This window comes from Pseudomonas sp. LBUM1640 (assembly GCF_059716225.1).
In genome coordinates, this window is the sequence record NZ_CP166816.1 from 5,041,278 (window position 1) to 5,058,898 (window position 17,621).

The 17,621-nt window shown below is 59.9% G+C and carries 17 protein-coding genes; 8 read left to right on the forward strand and 9 right to left on the reverse strand.

Annotated features, from left to right (window positions below):
* Nucleotides 1-137: 137 nt before the first annotated feature.
* The 4 genes from rlmD to ACA065_RS22160 all read right to left on the reverse strand — a co-directional run bounded on the left by rlmD (nt 138) and on the right by ACA065_RS22160 (nt 4,119).
* Nucleotides 138-1,490, reverse strand: coding sequence for a 23S rRNA (uracil(1939)-C(5))-methyltransferase RlmD (gene rlmD, locus ACA065_RS22145; protein WP_497691521.1), 1,353 nt, complete (start codon nt 1,488-1,490; stop codon nt 138-140).
* Nucleotides 1,490-2,392 (reverse strand): cysteine synthase CysM, encoded by a 903-nt coding sequence (gene cysM / locus ACA065_RS22150; RefSeq protein WP_124359320.1) that lies wholly within the window; start codon nt 2,390-2,392, stop codon nt 1,490-1,492. Before cysM ends, rlmD begins: the two co-directional genes overlap by 1 nt.
* A gap of 222 nt (nt 2,393-2,614) precedes the next feature.
* The gene (locus tag ACA065_RS22155; RefSeq protein WP_497691522.1) at nt 2,615-3,220 is read right to left on the reverse strand and encodes a tRNA-uridine aminocarboxypropyltransferase; all 606 of its coding nucleotides are present in this window, start codon (nt 3,218-3,220) and stop codon (nt 2,615-2,617) included.
* A gap of 5 nt (nt 3,221-3,225) precedes the next feature.
* A complete protein-coding gene (locus tag ACA065_RS22160) occupies nt 3,226-4,119 on the reverse strand; it encodes a LysR family transcriptional regulator (RefSeq protein ID WP_497691523.1) in 894 nt (297 codons plus the stop codon).
* A gap of 161 nt (nt 4,120-4,280) precedes the next feature.
* Between ACA065_RS22160 and speB the strand changes: the two genes are divergently transcribed.
* The 4 genes from speB to ACA065_RS22180 are packed head-to-tail and all read left to right on the forward strand — an operon-like array spanning nt 4,281 to nt 8,596.
* Nucleotides 4,281-5,231, forward strand: a complete 951-nt coding sequence (speB, locus tag ACA065_RS22165) for an agmatinase (RefSeq protein ID WP_083357426.1) — start codon at nt 4,281-4,283, stop codon at nt 5,229-5,231.
* Entirely contained in the window at nt 5,231-5,653 is a 423-nt protein-coding gene (locus ACA065_RS22170) for a YybH family protein (RefSeq protein ID WP_497691524.1), read from the forward strand. Before speB ends, ACA065_RS22170 begins: the two co-directional genes overlap by 1 nt.
* Nucleotides 5,654-5,674: 21 nt before the next feature.
* Nucleotides 5,675-7,189: a purine-cytosine permease family protein gene (locus ACA065_RS22175; RefSeq protein ID WP_497691525.1), complete on the forward strand. Its 1,515-nt coding sequence runs from the start codon at nt 5,675-5,677 to the stop codon at nt 7,187-7,189.
* Nucleotides 7,190-7,213: 24 nt separating this feature from the next.
* The gene (locus ACA065_RS22180; protein WP_497691526.1) at nt 7,214-8,596 is read left to right on the forward strand and encodes a sodium:solute symporter family protein; all 1,383 of its coding nucleotides are present in this window, start codon (nt 7,214-7,216) and stop codon (nt 8,594-8,596) included.
* A gap of 198 nt (nt 8,597-8,794) precedes the next feature.
* Here the strand turns inward: ACA065_RS22180 and ACA065_RS22185 are convergent, their stop codons facing one another.
* Nucleotides 8,795-8,917 (reverse strand): PA1414 family protein, encoded by a 123-nt coding sequence (locus ACA065_RS22185; protein ID WP_256347311.1) that lies wholly within the window; start codon nt 8,915-8,917, stop codon nt 8,795-8,797.
* 144 nt (nt 8,918-9,061) lie between these two features.
* Nucleotides 9,062-9,955 carry a putrescine utilization regulator PtrR gene (gene ptrR / locus ACA065_RS22190; protein ID WP_497691527.1) on the reverse strand — a complete coding sequence of 298 codons (894 nt, stop codon included), beginning with the start codon at nt 9,953-9,955 and terminating at the stop codon, nt 9,062-9,064.
* Nucleotides 9,956-10,058: 103 nt separating this feature from the next.
* Between ptrR and ACA065_RS22195 the strand changes: the two genes are divergently transcribed.
* On the forward strand, nt 10,059-11,276 hold the full coding sequence (locus tag ACA065_RS22195; RefSeq protein ID WP_497691528.1) for a YbfB/YjiJ family MFS transporter: 1,218 nt from the start codon (nt 10,059-10,061) through the stop codon (nt 11,274-11,276).
* Here the strand turns inward: ACA065_RS22195 and ACA065_RS22200 are convergent.
* From ACA065_RS22200 to ACA065_RS22210, 3 genes are all read right to left on the reverse strand, one after another.
* Nucleotides 11,188-12,630 carry an NCS1 family nucleobase:cation symporter-1 gene (locus tag ACA065_RS22200; RefSeq protein WP_497691529.1) on the reverse strand — a complete coding sequence of 481 codons (1,443 nt, stop codon included), beginning with the start codon at nt 12,628-12,630 and terminating at the stop codon, nt 11,188-11,190. The genes ACA065_RS22195 and ACA065_RS22200 overlap by 89 nt on opposite strands.
* A 199-nt stretch (nt 12,631-12,829) precedes the next feature.
* Nucleotides 12,830-13,228: a DUF2177 family protein gene (locus ACA065_RS22205; RefSeq protein WP_159958754.1), complete on the reverse strand. Its 399-nt coding sequence runs from the start codon at nt 13,226-13,228 to the stop codon at nt 12,830-12,832.
* Nucleotides 13,229-13,280: 52 nt separating this feature from the next.
* Entirely contained in the window at nt 13,281-14,117 is an 837-nt protein-coding gene (locus tag ACA065_RS22210; RefSeq protein ID WP_015885267.1) for a CvfB family protein, read from the reverse strand.
* Nucleotides 14,118-14,440: 323 nt separating this feature from the next.
* Here ACA065_RS22210 and ACA065_RS22215 point away from each other — a divergent pair, with 323 nt between their 5' ends.
* The 3 genes from ACA065_RS22215 (at nt 14,441) to ACA065_RS22225 (ending at nt 16,496) form a co-directional block, all read left to right on the forward strand.
* Entirely contained in the window at nt 14,441-14,620 is a 180-nt protein-coding gene (locus ACA065_RS22215; protein WP_003193095.1) for a PFL_1563 family small protein, read from the forward strand.
* A gap of 221 nt (nt 14,621-14,841) precedes the next feature.
* The gene (locus ACA065_RS22220) at nt 14,842-15,564 is read left to right on the forward strand and encodes a TorF family putative porin (protein WP_497691530.1); all 723 of its coding nucleotides are present in this window, start codon (nt 14,842-14,844) and stop codon (nt 15,562-15,564) included.
* A gap of 65 nt (nt 15,565-15,629) precedes the next feature.
* Nucleotides 15,630-16,496: a DUF6279 family lipoprotein gene (locus tag ACA065_RS22225; RefSeq protein ID WP_497691531.1), complete on the forward strand. Its 867-nt coding sequence runs from the start codon at nt 15,630-15,632 to the stop codon at nt 16,494-16,496.
* Nucleotides 16,497-17,621: the final 1,125 nt, after the last annotated feature.

The following is a 17,621-nucleotide window of genomic DNA, read 5'->3' on the forward strand; positions in this document are numbered from 1 at the left end:
CTTGCTTACCTTCCCTACGACGCACCTTTGATGCGCCAAAAATCATCGCTGACCTGCTTCATAACCTTAGGCTACGTACAACTCCCTGACAGGTCACGGCCCAGGAGACTACAGGCCAGTCGGATTAAACGGGCATCCTAGCCCGCTTCAAATAACGCCATGGCCTCGACATGAGCTGTCTGTGGAAACATGTCGAGGATCCCGGCACGTTTTAGCCGGTAGCCTTGCTTGACCAATTCAACCGTGTCCCGCGCCAGCGTGGCCGGGTTGCAGGACACATACACCACGCGCTTGGCCTTAAGGGTGGCGAGCTTGCGCACAACCTCCAGGGCACCATCGCGGGGTGGGTCCAAGAGTACCGCAGAAAAGCCCTGCTTGGCCCATTCCGCGTCAGTCAAAGGCTGGGACAAATCGGCCTGAAAAAACTGCACATTATGCAAATTGTTGCTGACGGCGTTCTGCGCCGCCCGGTCCACCATGGTCTGCACACCTTCAACCGCGACCACCTCGCGCACCTGCTTGGCCAGCGGCAAGGCAAAGTTGCCCAGCCCGCAAAACAGGTCCAGCCCGCGGTCATCGGCTTGTGGCGCCAGCCACTCCAGGGCCTGGGCAACCATCGCCGCGTTGACGCCGGCGTTGACCTGAACAAAATCGCCCGGCCGATAAGCCAGTTCCAAGCCCCATTGCTCCAACCGATAACCCAACGCTGAATCCGCGTCGACCGGTTCCGGCTGGCCCTCGCCATGCAGCCACAGCTGCGCGTCATGGAAGGTGCAAAATTCTTGCAGGATCAGCAGGTCCGCCTCGGACAGCGGCGCCACATGCCGCAGCAACACGGCGATGGACGAGCCGCTGAACAATTCCACATGCCCCAGCGCCTGCGGTTTGCTCAGGCGACGCAGCATGTTGGGCAAGCGCTGCATGATCGGTTGCAAGGCCTGTACCAGCACCGGGCAATCATCGATGGCGACGATGTCCTGACTGGCCACGGCGCGAAAACCGACTTCAAGCTTTTTGGCCTTGGCATCCCAGCGCACGGCCACGCGGGCGCGACGACGGTAGCCCAATTCCGGGCCGCTCAAAGGTGCGGCCCACGCTTGCGGTTCGACACCGGCCACACGGGACAGTTGCTCGGCGAGCATGCGCTGTTTAAGGGCAAGTTGTTCGTCATGGGGCAAATGCTGCACGCTGCAACCGCCACAGCGGCCGAAGTGTGCACAAGGCGCCGGGCGGCGCAGTTCGCTGGCCTTGAACACACGTTCGGTGCGGGCCTCGACCACTTTGCCGTGGGCGCCCAATACCCGCGCTTCGACTTCTTCGCCGGCCAGCGCGCCATTCACAAACCAGGTACGGCCTTCGAAGAACACAATGCCACGGCCGTCGTTGGCCAGGCGCTCGATGGTCAGGCGTTGCTTCTTGCCTACTGGAATCTGCGGGGCCCGGCTGCCGCCCGTCGGTTGGAAGCGCAGGCCTCTCTCGTGCTTGGCCATCAGTTAGGTTCGTCGAAGATGCCGGTCGACAGGTAACGGTCGCCTCGGTCACAGATGATCGCGACGATCACCGCGTTTTCCACTTCTTTGGACAAACGCAACATACCGGCCACGGCGCCCCCGGACGACACGCCGCAGAAGATGCCTTCTTCACGCGCCAGGCGGCGGGTGGTGTCTTCGGCTTCACGCTGGGCCATATCGATGATGCGGTCCACGCGCGTCGCGTTGTAGATTTTCGGCAGGTACTCTTCGGGCCAACGACGAATACCCGGGATGGCCGCGCCTTCCATGGGTTGCAGGCCGACGATCTGGATCGCCGGGTTCTGCTCCTTGAGGTAGCGCGAGTTGCCCATGATGGTGCCGGTGGTGCCCATGGAACTGACGAAATGGGTGATGGTGCCCTGGGTCTGGCGCCAGATTTCCGGGCCGGTGCTGGTGTAGTGCGCCTCGGGGTTATCGCCGTTGGCGAACTGGTCCAGCACCACGCCACGGCCTTCAGCGGCCATGCGCTCGGCGAGGTCGCGGGCGCCTTCCATGCCTTCTTCCTGGGTGACGAGGATCAACTGAGCGCCATAAGCGGTCATCGCCGCCTTGCGTTCGGCGCTGCCGTTGTCGGGCATGATCAGCACCATCTTGTAACCCTTGATGGCCGCGGCCATGGCCAGGGCGATGCCGGTGTTACCGGAAGTGGCTTCGATCAGGGTGTCGCCGGGCTTGATCTGCCCGCGCAACTCGGCGCGGGTGATCATCGACAGCGCCGGGCGGTCTTTGACGGAACCGGCCGGGTTGTTCCCTTCCAGCTTGAGCAACAGGGTATTGCTGGTTTCACCCGCCATGCGTTGCAAGCGGACCAGAGGCGTGTTGCCGACGCAATCGGCGATTGTAGGGTACTGCAAGGTCATGGCGTATTCGCAATCCAGACTGCGGGGGCGAACATCATACCGGGAAAGGCTGGCGGGCCATATCACGCAAAGTGCGGTGCTTATGGCTTATAGGAATAAGTAAGTAAAGTGTGGCCTGCAAGGACGCTGTCGCGGGCATCCGGGGTTAGCGCAGAATCTGCGGCGAATGTAGATCAATGTGGGAGCTGGCTTGCCTGCGAAGGCCGCACCTCGGTGATCCTGCTACTCCAACTCCCCGTCGCCATGATTTTTACGAAACACCTCTTCTCCCATCGCAGAAATCTGCCCCTCAATAAGCGCCTCAAAAGGTTTGAGCAGTGCTTCAAAAGAAGTCGGCGCTTCCAGCACCTGTAATGCCTGCACAATTGCCTCTACCGTCGACAAAGCCCCTGGGCCCGGTGCTTTGCGCAACCGGTAGCGCGAAACGGGGCCCTCGGCCAGGGTCACGCGGGGCAATGCAGCCAACAACGGATTGAGGTGCAACAATTTTCGCGCCTTGCGCCAGGTGCCGTCGGGCACCACCAACAACAGCGGTTGATCGTCAGACGCATACGCTTGCAAAGGCTGAGCGTCATCCGCGGGAAACAGCAGGCGCGCCTGGTAACCGGGCGGGTTTAACAAGGTCGTCAAATCGTCAAACACCTCACCCACCACCAACTGCGCAGTGTTCAACCCCAACGCCGCCAACCGCGCGGTATTGAGCGCATGGTTGACCTCACTCGGGTGCTGCAACAGCAACACCCGCGTGCGGCTATCGAGGCTCGGAATCAGCGGGCACAGGCAATGGGTGACGGGCCGCAGGCAGCGGGAGCATTGGGGTCTGGACATGGTTTTCAGGCCTGATTGAGCTGGGCTTTGAGTAAATCGCGGAAGGTCTGGATCAGTGGCTCACGGCTACGCCCCCGGCGCATGATCATCGAGAACGGCGCCTGATAGCCGAAGGTCGCCGGCAGCAGCACGCGCAGGTCACCCTTGTCGGCCCACGCCTGGGCGTAATGCTCGGGCAGGTAGCCGATGTAGGCGCCGGACAACACCAGGATCAGTTGGGCCTCCATACTTTCCACGGTGGCGGCACTGTGTTTGAAGCCATGGCGCGCCAGCTCGGCCTGGCTCCAGTAGCCACGACCGACCATGCGTTGTTGGGTGATCACTTGCTCGGGGATGCGTCGTTCGCTGAACAACGGGTGCCGGGTGCTGCAATACAGCCAGTGCTGCTCGCGGTACAGCGGCATATAGATCAGCCCGCTCATGCGGTTGGAAAACGCGCCGATGGCCAAGTCCAGGCGATTGTCCTGCACGCCCAGTTGCAGCTCGTAAGGGCTCATCACCGATAAATTCAGATGCACCGCCGGGTGCTCCAGGCTGTAGGCGCCGATCACTTCAGCGAACGGCAAGGCCTTGTCGCTGACCGTGGAGTCGAGCACGCCGAGCTTCAGTGTGCCGCGCAACTCGCCTTTGAGCGCTGCTGCGTATTGCTCGAAGCCTTCCAGCTCGCCAAGCAAACGCAGGGTTTCCTGATGGAACAGCTCGCCCTTGCTGGTCAGGCTGAACCCACCGCGGCCGCGATGGCACAGCACCAGGCCCAACGCCGATTCCAGCTGGCTCATATAAGTGCTGATGGCCGACGTCGACAGGTTGAGTTCGTGCTGGGCGTTGGCGAACCCCTGCTGCCGCACGACGCTGACGAAGATGCGCAGGAGTTTCAGGTCGGGCAAGGCGTTGGCCATGGGTTCTCCAGAGGCACACAAAAAACCACATTGGAACCGAGTTTACCTCAGCCATTAGTTTAGAAAAATCTGAACTAAGTATTTGCCCCTGCCGATTCTTCCTGCCACGGGCTTTTCGCAGAATCAGCCCCTAATAAACACAACAACGATGAGGCAATCCCGTGGACAAGATTTTCCACCAACCACTGGGCGGCAACGAAATGCCGCGCTTCGCCGGCATCGCCACCATGATGCGACTCCCCCACCTGCAGTCGGCCAAAGGCCTGGACGCCGCCTTTGTTGGCGTGCCCCTGGACATCGGCACCTCGCTGCGCGCCGGCACCCGCTTCGGGCCGCGTGAAATTCGCGCCGAATCGGTGATGATCCGCCCTTACAACATGGCCACGGGTGCCGCGCCGTTCGACTCGTTGTCGGTTGCCGACATTGGCGACGTGGCAATCAATACCTTCAACCTGCTCGACGCCGTGCGCATCATCGAAGAAGCCTACGACGAGATCCTCGAGCACAACGTCGTCCCGATGACCCTGGGTGGCGATCACACCATCACCCTGCCGATCCTGCGGGCTATCCACAAGAAACACGGCAAGGTCGGGCTGGTGCACATCGACGCCCACGCTGACGTCAACGACCATATGTTCGGCGAGAAAATCGCCCACGGCACCACCTTCCGCCGCGCCGTGGAAGAAGGCCTGCTTGATTGCGACCGCGTGGTGCAGATCGGCCTGCGCGCCCAGGGCTACACCGCCGAAGACTTCAACTGGAGCCGCAAACAGGGCTTTCGTGTGGTTCAGGCCGAAGAATGCTGGCATCACTCGCTGGCGCCATTGATGGCCGAAGTGCGTGAAAAAGTCGGCGGCGGCCCGGTGTACCTGAGCTTTGACATCGACGGTATCGACCCGGCCTGGGCACCGGGCACCGGCACGCCGGAAATCGGCGGGCTGACCACCATCCAAGCCATCGAAATCATCCGTGGTTGCCAGGGCCTCGACCTGATTGGTTGCGATCTGGTAGAAGTTTCGCCGCCTTACGACACCACCGGCAACACTTCGCTGCTCGGCGCCAACCTGCTGTACGAAATGCTCTGCGTACTGCCTGGCGTGGCGCACCGTTGATGAGCACGCACGAGGTACTGCAAGCCGCGGCCGACCTGGTCTCGGCCTTCGCCCGCAATGACCGCGCCACCTATTTCGGCGCGTTCACGGCGGATGCCAGCTTCGTGTTCTACACCCTCCCCCAGCCGCTGCTGAGCCGCGATGCCTACCAGGCGTTGTGGGACAGCTGGCGCCGGGACGAGGGGTTTGAGGTGCTGTCCTGCACCTCAAGCAACGCCTTTGTCAGCTTGCAGGGTGACGTGGCGATTTTCATGCATGACGTGGCCACCGAGCTGCGCATGAACGGGGAGCAACTTTTTAGCCAGGAGCGCGAGACCATTGTCTTTAAACGGCAAGGGTCTGGCACACAACAAAAACAAGGCCTGTGGCTGGCCTGTCACGAACATTTGTCCGCTATGCCGGAAGGGCTGCCGCCCCCTTAGCCAATGTGATCGGAGCTGATCATGAATAATAAAAACAACGATAAAAGTATTCGAAAGATAGAAACCAACGGGGTCGAACAGATCCCGGACAACGAGCGTACCGCCAGCCCCAAGGATCTGTTTCGCCTGATCTTCGGCGGTGCCAATACCTTTGCCACCGCCGTACTGGGCGCGTTCCCGGTGCTGTTCGGCTTGTCGTTCCAGGCCGGTGTCTGGGCGATTGTGCTAGGCGTGCTGGTGGGCGCGGTGATCCTGGCGCCGATGGGCCTGTTCGGGCCGATCAATGGCACCAATAACGCCGTGTCTTCCGGTGCGCACTTTGGTGTACACGGGCGGATTGTCGGCTCGTTTCTGTCGCTGCTGACGGCGATTGCCTTCTTCTCACTGTCGGTGTGGAGCTCGGGCGATGCGCTGGTTGGCGGTGCGAAACGGCTGATCGGCCTGCCGGAAACCGACCTGACCCTGGGCTTGGCCTACGGCCTGTTTGCCCTGCTCGTACTGACCGTATGCATCTACGGTTTTCGCTTCATGCTGTGGGTCAACCGCATTGCCGTGTGGGCGGCGAGCCTGCTGTTCCTGCTGGGGATCTTCGCGTTTGCACCGGCTTTCGACAGCCACTTCGCGGGCACCGTCGCCATGGGCCAGACCGGTTTCTGGGCGGCCTTCATCGGCGCTGCGCTGGTAGCCATGAGTAACCCGATTTCCTTCGGTGCGTTCCTCGGCGACTGGTCGCGCTACATCCCGCGTGAGACGCCGAAAATACGCATCATGCTGGCGGTGCTGCTGGCCCAGATCGCCACCTTGATTCCATTCCTGTTCGGCCTGGCCACCGCGACCATCGTGGCGATCAAGGCTCCGGACTACATCGCAGCCAACAACTACGTCGGCGGCCTGCTGGCGGTGGCCCCTACCTGGTTCTTCCTGCCGGTGTGCCTGATCGCGGTGATCGGTGGCATGTCCACCGGCACCACCTCGCTGTATGGCACGGGGCTGGACATGTCCAGCGTGTTTCCGCGCCTGCTGTCGCGGGTCAAGGCCACGCTGCTGATTGGGGTGATGTCGATTGCCTTCATCTTTATCGGACGTTTCGCCGCCAACCTGGTGCAGAGCGTGTCCACCTTCGCCGTGCTGATCATCACCTGCACCACGCCGTGGATGGTGATGATGATCATCGGCCTGATCGTGCGTCGGGGCTTTTACTGCCCGGATGATCTGCAGGTATTCACTCGTGGCGAAACCGGCGGGCGCTACTGGTTCAGCCATGGCTGGAACTGGCGCGGGCTGGGGGCCTGGATCCCGAGTGCGCTGGTGGGCCTGTGCTTTGTCAACCTGCCGGGGCAGTTTGTCGGGCCACTGGGCAACCTGGCCGACGGCATCGATATCAGCCTGCCGGTAACGCTGGGGTTGGCCTCGGTGATGTACCTGAGCTTGCTTCGCCTGTTTCCGGAACCGGCGGCTGTTTATGGCCCCAGGGGGCCGCTTCGCAGCCCAACGGGAGCCAGCTCCCTCGCTACACAAAGCGCCTCAATAGCCTAAAAAAATAATCGGAGAACCGCCGTCATGGCTTTGGATTTATTCGTCGTACTCATCTACGCCGCCGGCATGCTCGTGCTCGGTTATTACGGCATGCGCCGCGCCAAGACCCACGAAGACTACCTGGTAGCCGGTCGCAACCTGGGCCCGTCGCTGTATATGGGCACCATGGCCGCCACGGTATTGGGCGGTGCCTCCACCGTCGGCACCGTGCGCCTGGGTTATGTGCACGGTATTTCCGGCTTCTGGCTGTGCGCAGCACTGGGTGCCGGGATCATCGCGCTGAACCTGTTCCTGGCCAAACCGCTGCTCAAGCTTAAGATTTTCACCGTCACCCAGGTCCTGGAAAAACGCTACAACCCGATGGCCCGCCAAGCGAGCGCGGTGATCATGCTGGCCTACGCGCTGATGATCGGCGTGACCTCGATCCTGGCCATCGGCACCGTGCTGCAAGTGCTGTTCGGCCTGCCGTTCTGGGTTTCGGTGCTGTTGGGCGGTGGCGTGGTGGTGGTGTATTCGACCATCGGCGGCATGTGGTCGCTGACCCTGACCGACATCGTGCAGTTCGTGATCAAGACCGTCGGCCTGATGTTTATCCTGCTGCCGATCTGCCTGTACCGCGTCGGCGGTTGGGACCAACTGGTGGCTAAACTGCCCGCGTCGAACTTCAGCTTCACCGAAATCGGCTGGGACACGATCATCACCTACTTCATGATCTACTTTTTCGGCATCTTGATCGGCCAGGATATTTGGCAACGGGTGTTCACCGCCCGTGACGAAAAGGTCGCCCAGTACGCAGGCACCTTCGCCGGTTTCTACTGCATCCTCTACGGCCTGGCCTGCGCATTGATCGGCATGGCGGCGCATGTACTGCTGCCGAATCTGGACAACGTCAACAACGCCTTCGCTGCCATCGTCAAAGCCTCGTTGCCTGACGGTATTCGCGGCCTGGTGATTGCCGCCGCACTGGCCGCGATGATGTCCACCGCCAGCGCCGGTTTGCTCGCCGCGTCCACCGTATTGACCGAAGACCTGCTGCCGCGTCTGCGTGGCGGTAAACAGTCGAGCCTGAACATCAACCGTCTATTTACGATGCTGACCGGCATCGCCGTGCTGGGTATCGCACTGGTGGTGAACGACGTGATCAGCGCCCTGACCCTGGCCTACAACCTGTTGGTGGGCGGCATGCTGATCCCACTGATGGGTGCGATTTTCTGGAAGCGCGCAACCACATCCGGCGCCATCGCGTCCATGACCTTGGGCTTCGTGACGGCGCTGGTGTTTATGTTCAAGGATGGTTTGGATGCGAACACGCCGATCTACTACAGCCTGGCGGTTGCGCTGGTGAGCTTTGTGCTGGTGAGTGTGTTGTCGCGCCGGCCAGACACGGTGGCGGCTCGGGCGATTTGAGCTATAACAGTAGTTAAAGCAGTTTCTTCAGCGGGTGCGACGTCGGATGTCGCGCCCGTTTTTTTTGCCGGCCACAAAACAACTGTGGGAGCGGGCTTGCTCGCGAAGGCCGTGGATCAGTGAGCACTTTCGTACACTGACACACCGCCTTCGCGAGCAAGCCCGCTCCCACATTTTAAATCCTGCTGCGGCCCGAGCTTATCTGCGACGTGGCCGACGCTGCTCATCATCCGTGCGAATCGGCACAGGTTGCAGCGGAGGCTCGATCAAGCCGAGCGCGACGCCAACGTCATGGAGCCAGTTTTGAATTTTCTCTTTCATGGTTGCCCCCTTTGCGGGTAATGCGAGTCGGCGAGAGAGTTTTATCGCCTTTTCCTACAGTGATAGTAGCCCTAACTCCTACGTAATGCTTGAACGAAAGCACAACGAACTATTACTGAATTGATCCAAATCCTGACGGATCGTTCAAGCAATCGCGCGTGTGTCCTGCAAGCGTTCGGCTTTGCCGTGCTGCTGCAGGTCGATCCATGCATTGAGGTTAGCGCCGAGCATACCCTTTCGCCACATCAGCCAAGTCGTTGCAGTAGCAAAAGGCCCTGTCAGGGGATGAACGGACACGCTGCCCTTGCCTGGCAGACTGTCGAGCATGGATTCCGACATTAATGCCACGCCGGAACCGGCGATCACACAGGCGAGCATGCCCTGGTATGACTCAATCTCAATCGCCCGGCCCATGGCCACTCGCTCGTGGGAAAACCAGGTTTCCAGGCGCGTGCGGTAGGCGCAACTGCGGCGAAAGGTGAACACTGAGCGCCCCGCTACATCCTGCGGCCCGCGCACGGGTGGGTGATCAGCCTCGCAAATCAACACCAGGCGTTCTTCGCACAGTGGCACGCCGTCCAACGTGGCGATTGTCAGCGGGCCATCTACCAACGCCGCGTCCAGGCGCCCCGTGATCAACCCTTCCAGCAGTTCACCGCTGGGCGCCGACTGCACCTGCAGGTTCACCATCGGATACGCCTTGTGGTAGCGCGCCAGCAGTTGGGGCAGATGAATCGCGGCGGTGCTGTACATGCTACCCAGCACAAAGTCGCCGGCTGGCTGCCCGCCTTGGACGGCGCCGTGGGCTTCGTCGTGCAGCGCGATCAGACGCGTGCTGTAGTCCAGCAACACTTTACCCGCAGGAGATAGCTGCAAGCGCTGGCGCTCGCGAACGAACAGCTCTACGCCGAGCTGCTCTTCCATTTGCTTGAGCCGGGTCGACAGGTTCGACGGCACGCGATGCAGGCGCTCGGCAGCACGGGTGATGGAGCCCTCTTCTGCTACGGCTTGGAAAATCCGCAATTGACTGAACTCCATACCTTTCTCCAAAACTGAACAAGTTACTCACTATTATTCATTTTTACAGAAAGTCAATTCACTTTAGCCTGAAGGTCTTCGCTTCCTCGCAGGAAACCTGAACATGTCACCGCTGATTCGCTTACTCGCCAGCTTTATCGCCCTGATGATGGCCATGGGCATTGGCCGCTTCGCCCTCACCCCGCAGATGCCGCATTTGCTCAGCGAGGGGCAGATCGACCTGACCGGCGCCGGGCTGATCGCCGCCGCCAACTACCTGGGCTACTTCGTCGGTGCGGTGGACTCGATCTTCGCCCGCAGCCACCACCACGTGCGCGGGCGGATGTACGGCGGGTTGTGGTTGTGCGTCCTGCTGACCCTGGCCTCGTATTGGGCCGACGGCTTTTGGCCGCACCTGCTGCTGCGCTTCGGCACCGGTGTCGCCAGTGCGTGGGCGTTAGTGATGATCACCAGTTTGAGTCAGCCACTGGCGATTGCCGCCGGGCGCCCACGCTTGGGAGCGCTGGTGTTTGCAGGGCCGGGGCTGGGAATTTTGCTGACGGGGTTGCTGGCCCTGGGCTCGAACCTGCTGGGGCAAAGTTCGGCCACGCTGTGGCTGGTGTATGGCGTGGTGGCGCTGGTGATGCTGCTGGCCATTCTGCCCTTTCTGCCTCAGCCAATGCCCACGGTTGCCCATGCCGCCAGCGCGGGCAGCAATCAAAGCATCGCGCACCTGTGCTGGATCTATTTTCTCTACGGCCTGGGCTACATCATCCCGGCGACCTTTCTGTCGCAGATGGCCAGTGCGCAATTCAAAGGTGCCTGGCAAGCCGACCTGTTCTGGCCATGCTTTGGTCTGGCTGCCGCCGTCGGGGTTGTCGTAGTGAGCCTGCGCCGCCATAACCCGCACACTACTCCGCGCTGGCTGATGGCGACCCTGTGGCTGCAAGCGGCCGGCGTGTTTGCCTGCTTGCTGGGCAATGGCTGGGGCCTGGCGTTGGGCGTGTTGTTGTGTGGTACACCGTTCCTGGCGTGCATGATGCTGGTGATGCAACGCTTGCGTGAAGTAGCGCCCCATGGCTACCAGCGCAGTACCGGGTTGCTGACGGCAAGCTTTGCCACCGGCCAATTGAGTGGCCCGTTACTGGCCTCGGTGAGCAGCCATCTGAGCGGCGGCCTGCAACCGGCGTTGGTGATCGCAGGCGCAGGCTTGTTGGTGGCGGGCGCGGTGTTGCTGCGCCCTACCGCTGCCGTCAGCCCGCAACCATCGGGGTCGGTACGCGAACCTGTTCTCGCCGCGCCAGGACCAGGAAAAACAGCCCACCCAGGAAGCAGCCGGTAAACCAGGCAAAGTTGGCCATGCCCTGCAACGCCGGCGTGAAGGTGATCGCGACGCCGACCAGCGTCGCCAGCACCAAGGCTTTGACCGCCGTCCAGTTCACGCCGCCGTCGAAGTAATAGCGCCCGCTCGGGCTGTCATCGAACAGGGCATCCACATCGATCTGCTGTTTTTTGACCAGGTAAAAGTCCACCAACAGGATCCCGAACAGCGGCCCGATAAAGGCGGCGAGAATATCCAAGGTGTAGTGGATCATCAGCGGGTTGTTGAACAGGTTCCACGGGGTAATGAAGATCGACGCTACTGCCGCGATCATCCCACCCGCACGCCAGCTGATTTTGCTCGGCGCGACATTGGCGAAGTCAAACGCAGGGGACACGAAGTTGGCGACAATATTGATGCCGATGGTGGCTGTCACGAAGGCAAAGGCGCCCAGCAGTACAGCCATGCTGTTGTCGATACGCGACACGGTGGCAATCGGGTCATGCAGCATTTCACCAAACACTGGCAAGGTGCCCGAAACGATGACGACGGTCACCAGCGAGAACGCCAGGAAATTTACCGGCAGCCCCCAGAAATTGCCACGGCGCACGTCGTGCATGCTGCGGCAGTAACGGCTGAAATCGCCGAAATTCAGCGTAGGCCCGGAGAAGTACGAGACCACCAACGCCGTTGCCACAATCACTTGGCCAAAAGCCTGCCAGCCCGACAAGGATTCTTCCGCCAGGGTAAAGCTGATATTGGCCCAGCCAGCCTTCCACACAATCCAGCCCGCCAAGGCGAACATCACCGCATACACCACGGGTCCTGCCCAGTCGATAAAGCGCCGGATGGATTCCATGCCGGCCCAGAACACAGCGGCTTGCAATACCCATAAGCTAAGGAAACCAAACCACCCCAAGTAGGACAGGCCGGCAAAATGCGGCTCTGCATACACCGCCATCTGTGGGAAAAAGCGCAATACCACAATGATCAAGGCACTCGAAGCCAGGTACGTCTGAATCCCGTACCAGGCCACCGCGATCAAGCCGCGAATCACCGCCGGAATATTCGCCCCGAACACGCCAAACGCCAGGCGACAGATTACCGGATACGGCACCGCCGCTTGCTGGCTCGGCTTGGCGACCAGGTTGGCGATCAACTGCACAATGCAAATGCCTGCGAGCAAGGCAATCAGCACCTGCCAACTGGCCAGCCCAAGCGCGAACAGGCTGGCGGCGAAGACGTAACCGCCGACGCTGTGCACGTCGCTCATCCAGAAGGCGAAGATGTTGTACCAGGTCCACTTTTGCGGCAGTGGGCCCAAGTCCTGGTTGTACAGACGCGGGCTGTAGCCTTTGGGCAATCGTTCGGTCATCGCTTGGCTCCTCGAAATACCGGCCGGCGCTTGCGCAACAGAATGCATACGGGAGGCGGCACGGTTTGTATACGAGGTGTTCAGCAGAATACGTGCCAATGGCACACAATCCCTCTGGAACGGCGCTCCAAAGGGGTTGATAAAGGCTTATAAGCGGGGGACTACGCTCAGCAACGGTGCACGTTAATCCTGTACACAATCAGCGCTGCACCCGATGTGCACACAGATAGCCGACAGTGCAACACGCCGCCGTGAGGAACGTGCCCCAGGCCATATCCATGACCGCCAAGCCAGCAGACCAGCCTTGGAGCGTGGCCCAGTTACTCAGATCATAAGTGCCGTAAGCCACCAACCCGAGCAAGGCGCCCAGGCGCGCGGCGCGTTGCCAACTGCCACTTGGCAGGACCACGAACACCACACAACCGATCACATACAGCAGATAAAACAGCACAGCGGGCAGCAGACGCGGCTGGTCGAGCATCAATGAGCCCAGCAGGGACTTGTAGGTTGGGCCCATGAGGACGCCGAGCCAGAGGCCGTCGAGCACCAGAAAGGCAAGCAAGGTGCCGAGGTAAGCGAACAGTGTTTTCTTAGTCATTCACGCAGCCTCTGCAGGAGCCCAATTGCTCCTACAGAAGAGCAAACCGCACTCAGCTTAGTTCAATGCGATCCGCGTGAATCACAATCTGACCTTGCTTGTAGAGCGCACCAATGGCCTTTTTGAAGTTGCCTTTGCTGACGCCGAACAAGTTGCTGATCACCGCCGGGTCACTTTTGTCGCTGACCGGCAAGGTGCCATTGTTTTCGCGCAACTTGGCGAGGATCTTCGAGTTCAGGCTGGAGGCCGCTTCCTGACCGACCGGTTGCAGGCTCAGGCTGATGTTGCCATCGGCACGAATCTCCTTGATGAAGCCCTTCTCTTCTTTGCCCGGGCGCAGGAACTTGAACACTTCGTTCTTGTGGATCAGGCCCCAGTGCTTGTTGTTGATGATTGCCTTGAAGCCCATGTCGGTGGCTTCGGCCACCAGCAGGTCGACTTCCTGGCCCACCTGGTAGTTGGCGGGCGTCTTGTCCAGGTAGCGGTCGAGCCGCGCAGTGGCGGTGATGCGCTTGGTGTGCTTGTCGAGGTAGACGTGCACGACGCAGTATTCACCAGCCGTCATCTGACGTTTTTCTTCCGAATACGGCAGCAACAGATCTTTTGGCAAACCCCAGTCGAGGAATACGCCAATGCTGTTGACCTCGACGACTTTCAAACTGGCAAATTCACCGACTTGAACTTTGGGCTTTTCAGTCGTTGCGATAAGTTTGTCATCGCTGTCCAGGTAAATGAAAACGTTAAGCCAGTCCTCATCTTCACTGGGAATATCCTTGGGAATATACCGATTAGGCAAGAGGATTTCGCCATCCTGCGCACCGTCCAGGTACAAACCAAAGTTAGTGTGTTTAACCACTTGCAAGCTGTTGTAGCGCCCGACTAAAGCCATTTCCAAATACCCTCGTTACGTGGGCGGCATTCTACCCGAGTTGCGCCCGGCACGCGCGCGCGCCTGAAAAATCACGGGCTGGCATGGCATTCCAAAGTCAGCGCTCCGCTCGTCTGATCAGACCACTGAATTTTGCCCGAGGTGATTGGCCGCTCGCCCCAATGGTTTCGAGTTAAAACAGTAAGTTAGGGAGTTATTTCAACGGCACACTTTGGCTGATTCGTACGGCCTCAAGTATTCCTGGGGGATATTTGCCAAGCAATTGTCAAGTATTTCCTGTACGATGCCTGGCCAAGTTAATTTTCTACAGGTTAGTGGCCGCCATGCGCGTAAAAGCATCCAACAGCAAAGCAAAGCCAGCTCCAGCCGTTGAAACCAGCGAATCGATCAACAGCCAGATTGCTGCTTTCCTCAAGTCCGGCGGCGAAATCCAGCAAATTGCCAAGGGCGTGAGCGGCCAGACTTTCGGCCCGTCCAAGCAGATCAGCCTGGGCAAAAAGTAAAACTCGCGCAATACACGCCCGCGTTGCACCTAGTCCCTAAGCGTCTTGCCCTCAAGGCGCCAGGACTAGAGCTCGAAACACCCTCTCTGCATTACCCCGTATTGCGCTAATCGACGAACGGACCTCACCTTCAGGCTTTCGCCGGTATGCTTGCACACGTCTAGCACGGGCATCTGCCCGACTTTCCCTGTTACTGCTCCTCGCTTTTCATGGAGTGAAGCATGCTCAAGCCCTGCTTTTTTCTGATAGCTGCCCTTGCAGCAAGCCCCGTTGCCGAAGCGCAGATTTTCCAGCGTGAATTGGGCGATTTCGACCTGAAGCTGGGCACTACGCCAAGCCGCAGCATGGCCCAAGGCCTGGTAAAGCCTACCTCGCCCGGGAGTGGTTCATTCCACGGCGGCCTGGACTTGAGCCATGACAGCGGCCTGTATTTCGGCCAATTCTCACCGAACATGGGGCTTTCATCCGCCAACAACCTCGAAGTCGACTCCTACATGGGTTTCAAACGCCCTTTCGACCAGACCCTGGGCTATGAAGTCGGATTGATCCATTACAGCTACCCCAAGCTCAGCCCTCTGGATAGCCAGGAGTTTTATGGCGGCCTGAACCTGCTGGGCAATCGCTTCGGCGTCTCTTTCAGCAACGACCCCGACCGACAGGACAGTACTCTGTTCGCCGACCTTGGCGGCACGCAACCCTTTGGCATCGGCGTCAGCATGAAGTACACCACCCATCAACTGGGCACCCCGACCTCCGTAGAGGGCGGTGCCATCAGCACCTTCAGCGATTGGTCGGTCCAGTTCTCCCGCGCGTGGAAGGGCATCGACCTGGACCTGATCTACAGCGACTCCAGCCTCAGCGGTGGCGACTGCTCGGCCTACTCCGGACACAACTCGCAATGCGATGGCCTGTTGACGTTGAAGGCCGCTCGGTCGTTTTATTGATGGTCTGAACTGTCGCCCCCGCGCAGGCTCACATTCATTAACCCCCTCTGCGCAAGGACTCGCCCATGCTGCGTCGGCTCAAACTAATGGTGGTATTGCTGACCCTGAGCCTGGTGCTCGCCGGCTGCAATCGCGTGGGCCTGGCCTACCGCAATCTGGACGTGATTATTCCCTGGACCCTCAACGACTACCTGGACATGAATGCCGGGCAGAAGAGCTGGTTCAACGACACACTCAAAGAGCACTTGGCCTGGCACTGCACCACGCAATTGCCGGGCTATCTGGACTGGCTCGATCGCCTGCAACAGATGGTCGACAACAACCAGGTCACCGACGCCGCGCTACAGACCCGTACTGTCGAAGCCAAGCAGGCGATTGGCGAGGTGGCGCGGGAAATCACGCCGTCGGCCATCCAATTGTTGCAAGGCCTGGATGATCAGCAGGTCAAGGAAATGAGCGACGCCTTGGCCAAGGACTTGCGCAAGCGCCAGGGTGAATACCTCAACCCCCCTTTGGAACAGCAGATCAAGGAACGTGCCCAGCGCATGAGCAAACGCCTGGACGCCTGGCTCGGCCCACTCAGTGCCAGCCAACAGAATCGAGTTACCGCCTGGTCCATTGCCCTCGGTGAGCAAAACGAGCAGTGGATCGGCAACCGCGCCCGTTGGCAGGCGCAATTCATCGGCGCAGTGCAGCAGCGCCAGAGCGCGGACTTCCCACAAAAAATGCAGCAATTGCTGGTAGATAGAGAAAGCCTGTGGACCCAGGAATATAAGGTTGCCTATGCCCAGACGGAAACGGCGGCGCGCAGTCTGATTGTTGACCTGATGGCGGAAAGTACCGTGCAGCAGCGTACGAAGCTGACACAGAAGATTGACGGTGTGCGCGGTGATTTCAAGGCACTCAAATGCCTGAAGGCTGCCACGAACTAAATTGTGGGAGGGGGCTTGCTCCCCATAGCAGTGGGCCAGTCAATAGATAAGTGACTGGTTTACCGCCATCGGGGCATAGGTATCGACACATCTTTTTTACGAATTTAGTTTTGTGGTGGTTGCGGGGGGCGCTGAGGGGCATATCCGTTATTTGGGTGATGGCTTGGATTGGTTCCGCTCTTACAGCGGGTCACTTTTGAAAAGAGCCCAAAAGTAACCAAAAGGCTCTTGCCCCACCACTCGGCACCTCGCCTCCGGCTCGGTGTGCCCTCACGCAGGCTTTGGAGCGGGGGCCGCCGCGATGGGCCATCCTTGGCCCAGCGCGGCTAAACCGGCGTCCTGCCGGTTTACCCCCGCTCCAAAGCCTGCGTTCGGCCAGCGTGGTTGACGGGGCGCCTAAGATCAAAATCAAGATCAAAATCTACAGCACGGCGGCCTAGTAGCCGACCTGAGTGGTTGAATCAAAAGCAAAGCCAAGGCGGCCTGGCAGCCGACCTGTTTACTGAAGCTGTTCTCGGCTTATTGTGGGAGCGGGCTTGCTCGCGAATGCGGTGTGTCAGTCAGCTTATTCTTAACTGACACACCGCATTCGCGAGCAAGCCCGCTCCCACATTTTTGAACTCAGTACATCAGGTAGATGTGTGTACTCGGTCAAATGTGGGAGCTGGCTTGCCTGCGAAGGCATCAACTCGGTGTACCTGATGTACCGAGGTGTCTGCATCACAGGCAAGCCAGCTCCCACAGAAAAGCAGCTCTGCTTCTGATCTGTTTTTGCTGTGCTGTTGCCCTGCTTTTGCTTCAACCACTCAGGTCGGCTACTAGGCCGCCGTGCTCTTGCTTTTGATCTTGATCTGACAGGCCCCGTTAACCACGCTGGCCGAACGCAGGCTTGAATCCGTGGGTAACCCGGCAGGACGCCGGGTTAGCCGCGCTGGGCCAAGAATGGCCCATCGCGGCGGCCCACGGATTCAAGCCTGCGTGCGGGCATGCCGAGCCTAGGCGAGGCACCGGCCGCCGTTACCGCAGCAACGGATATGTACTCAACCTACCTAAACCCGTCACAGGCCTAGCGCAATACAAAAAGTTGCGTAGATACCTATGGCCATCGGGGGCAAGCCCCCTCCC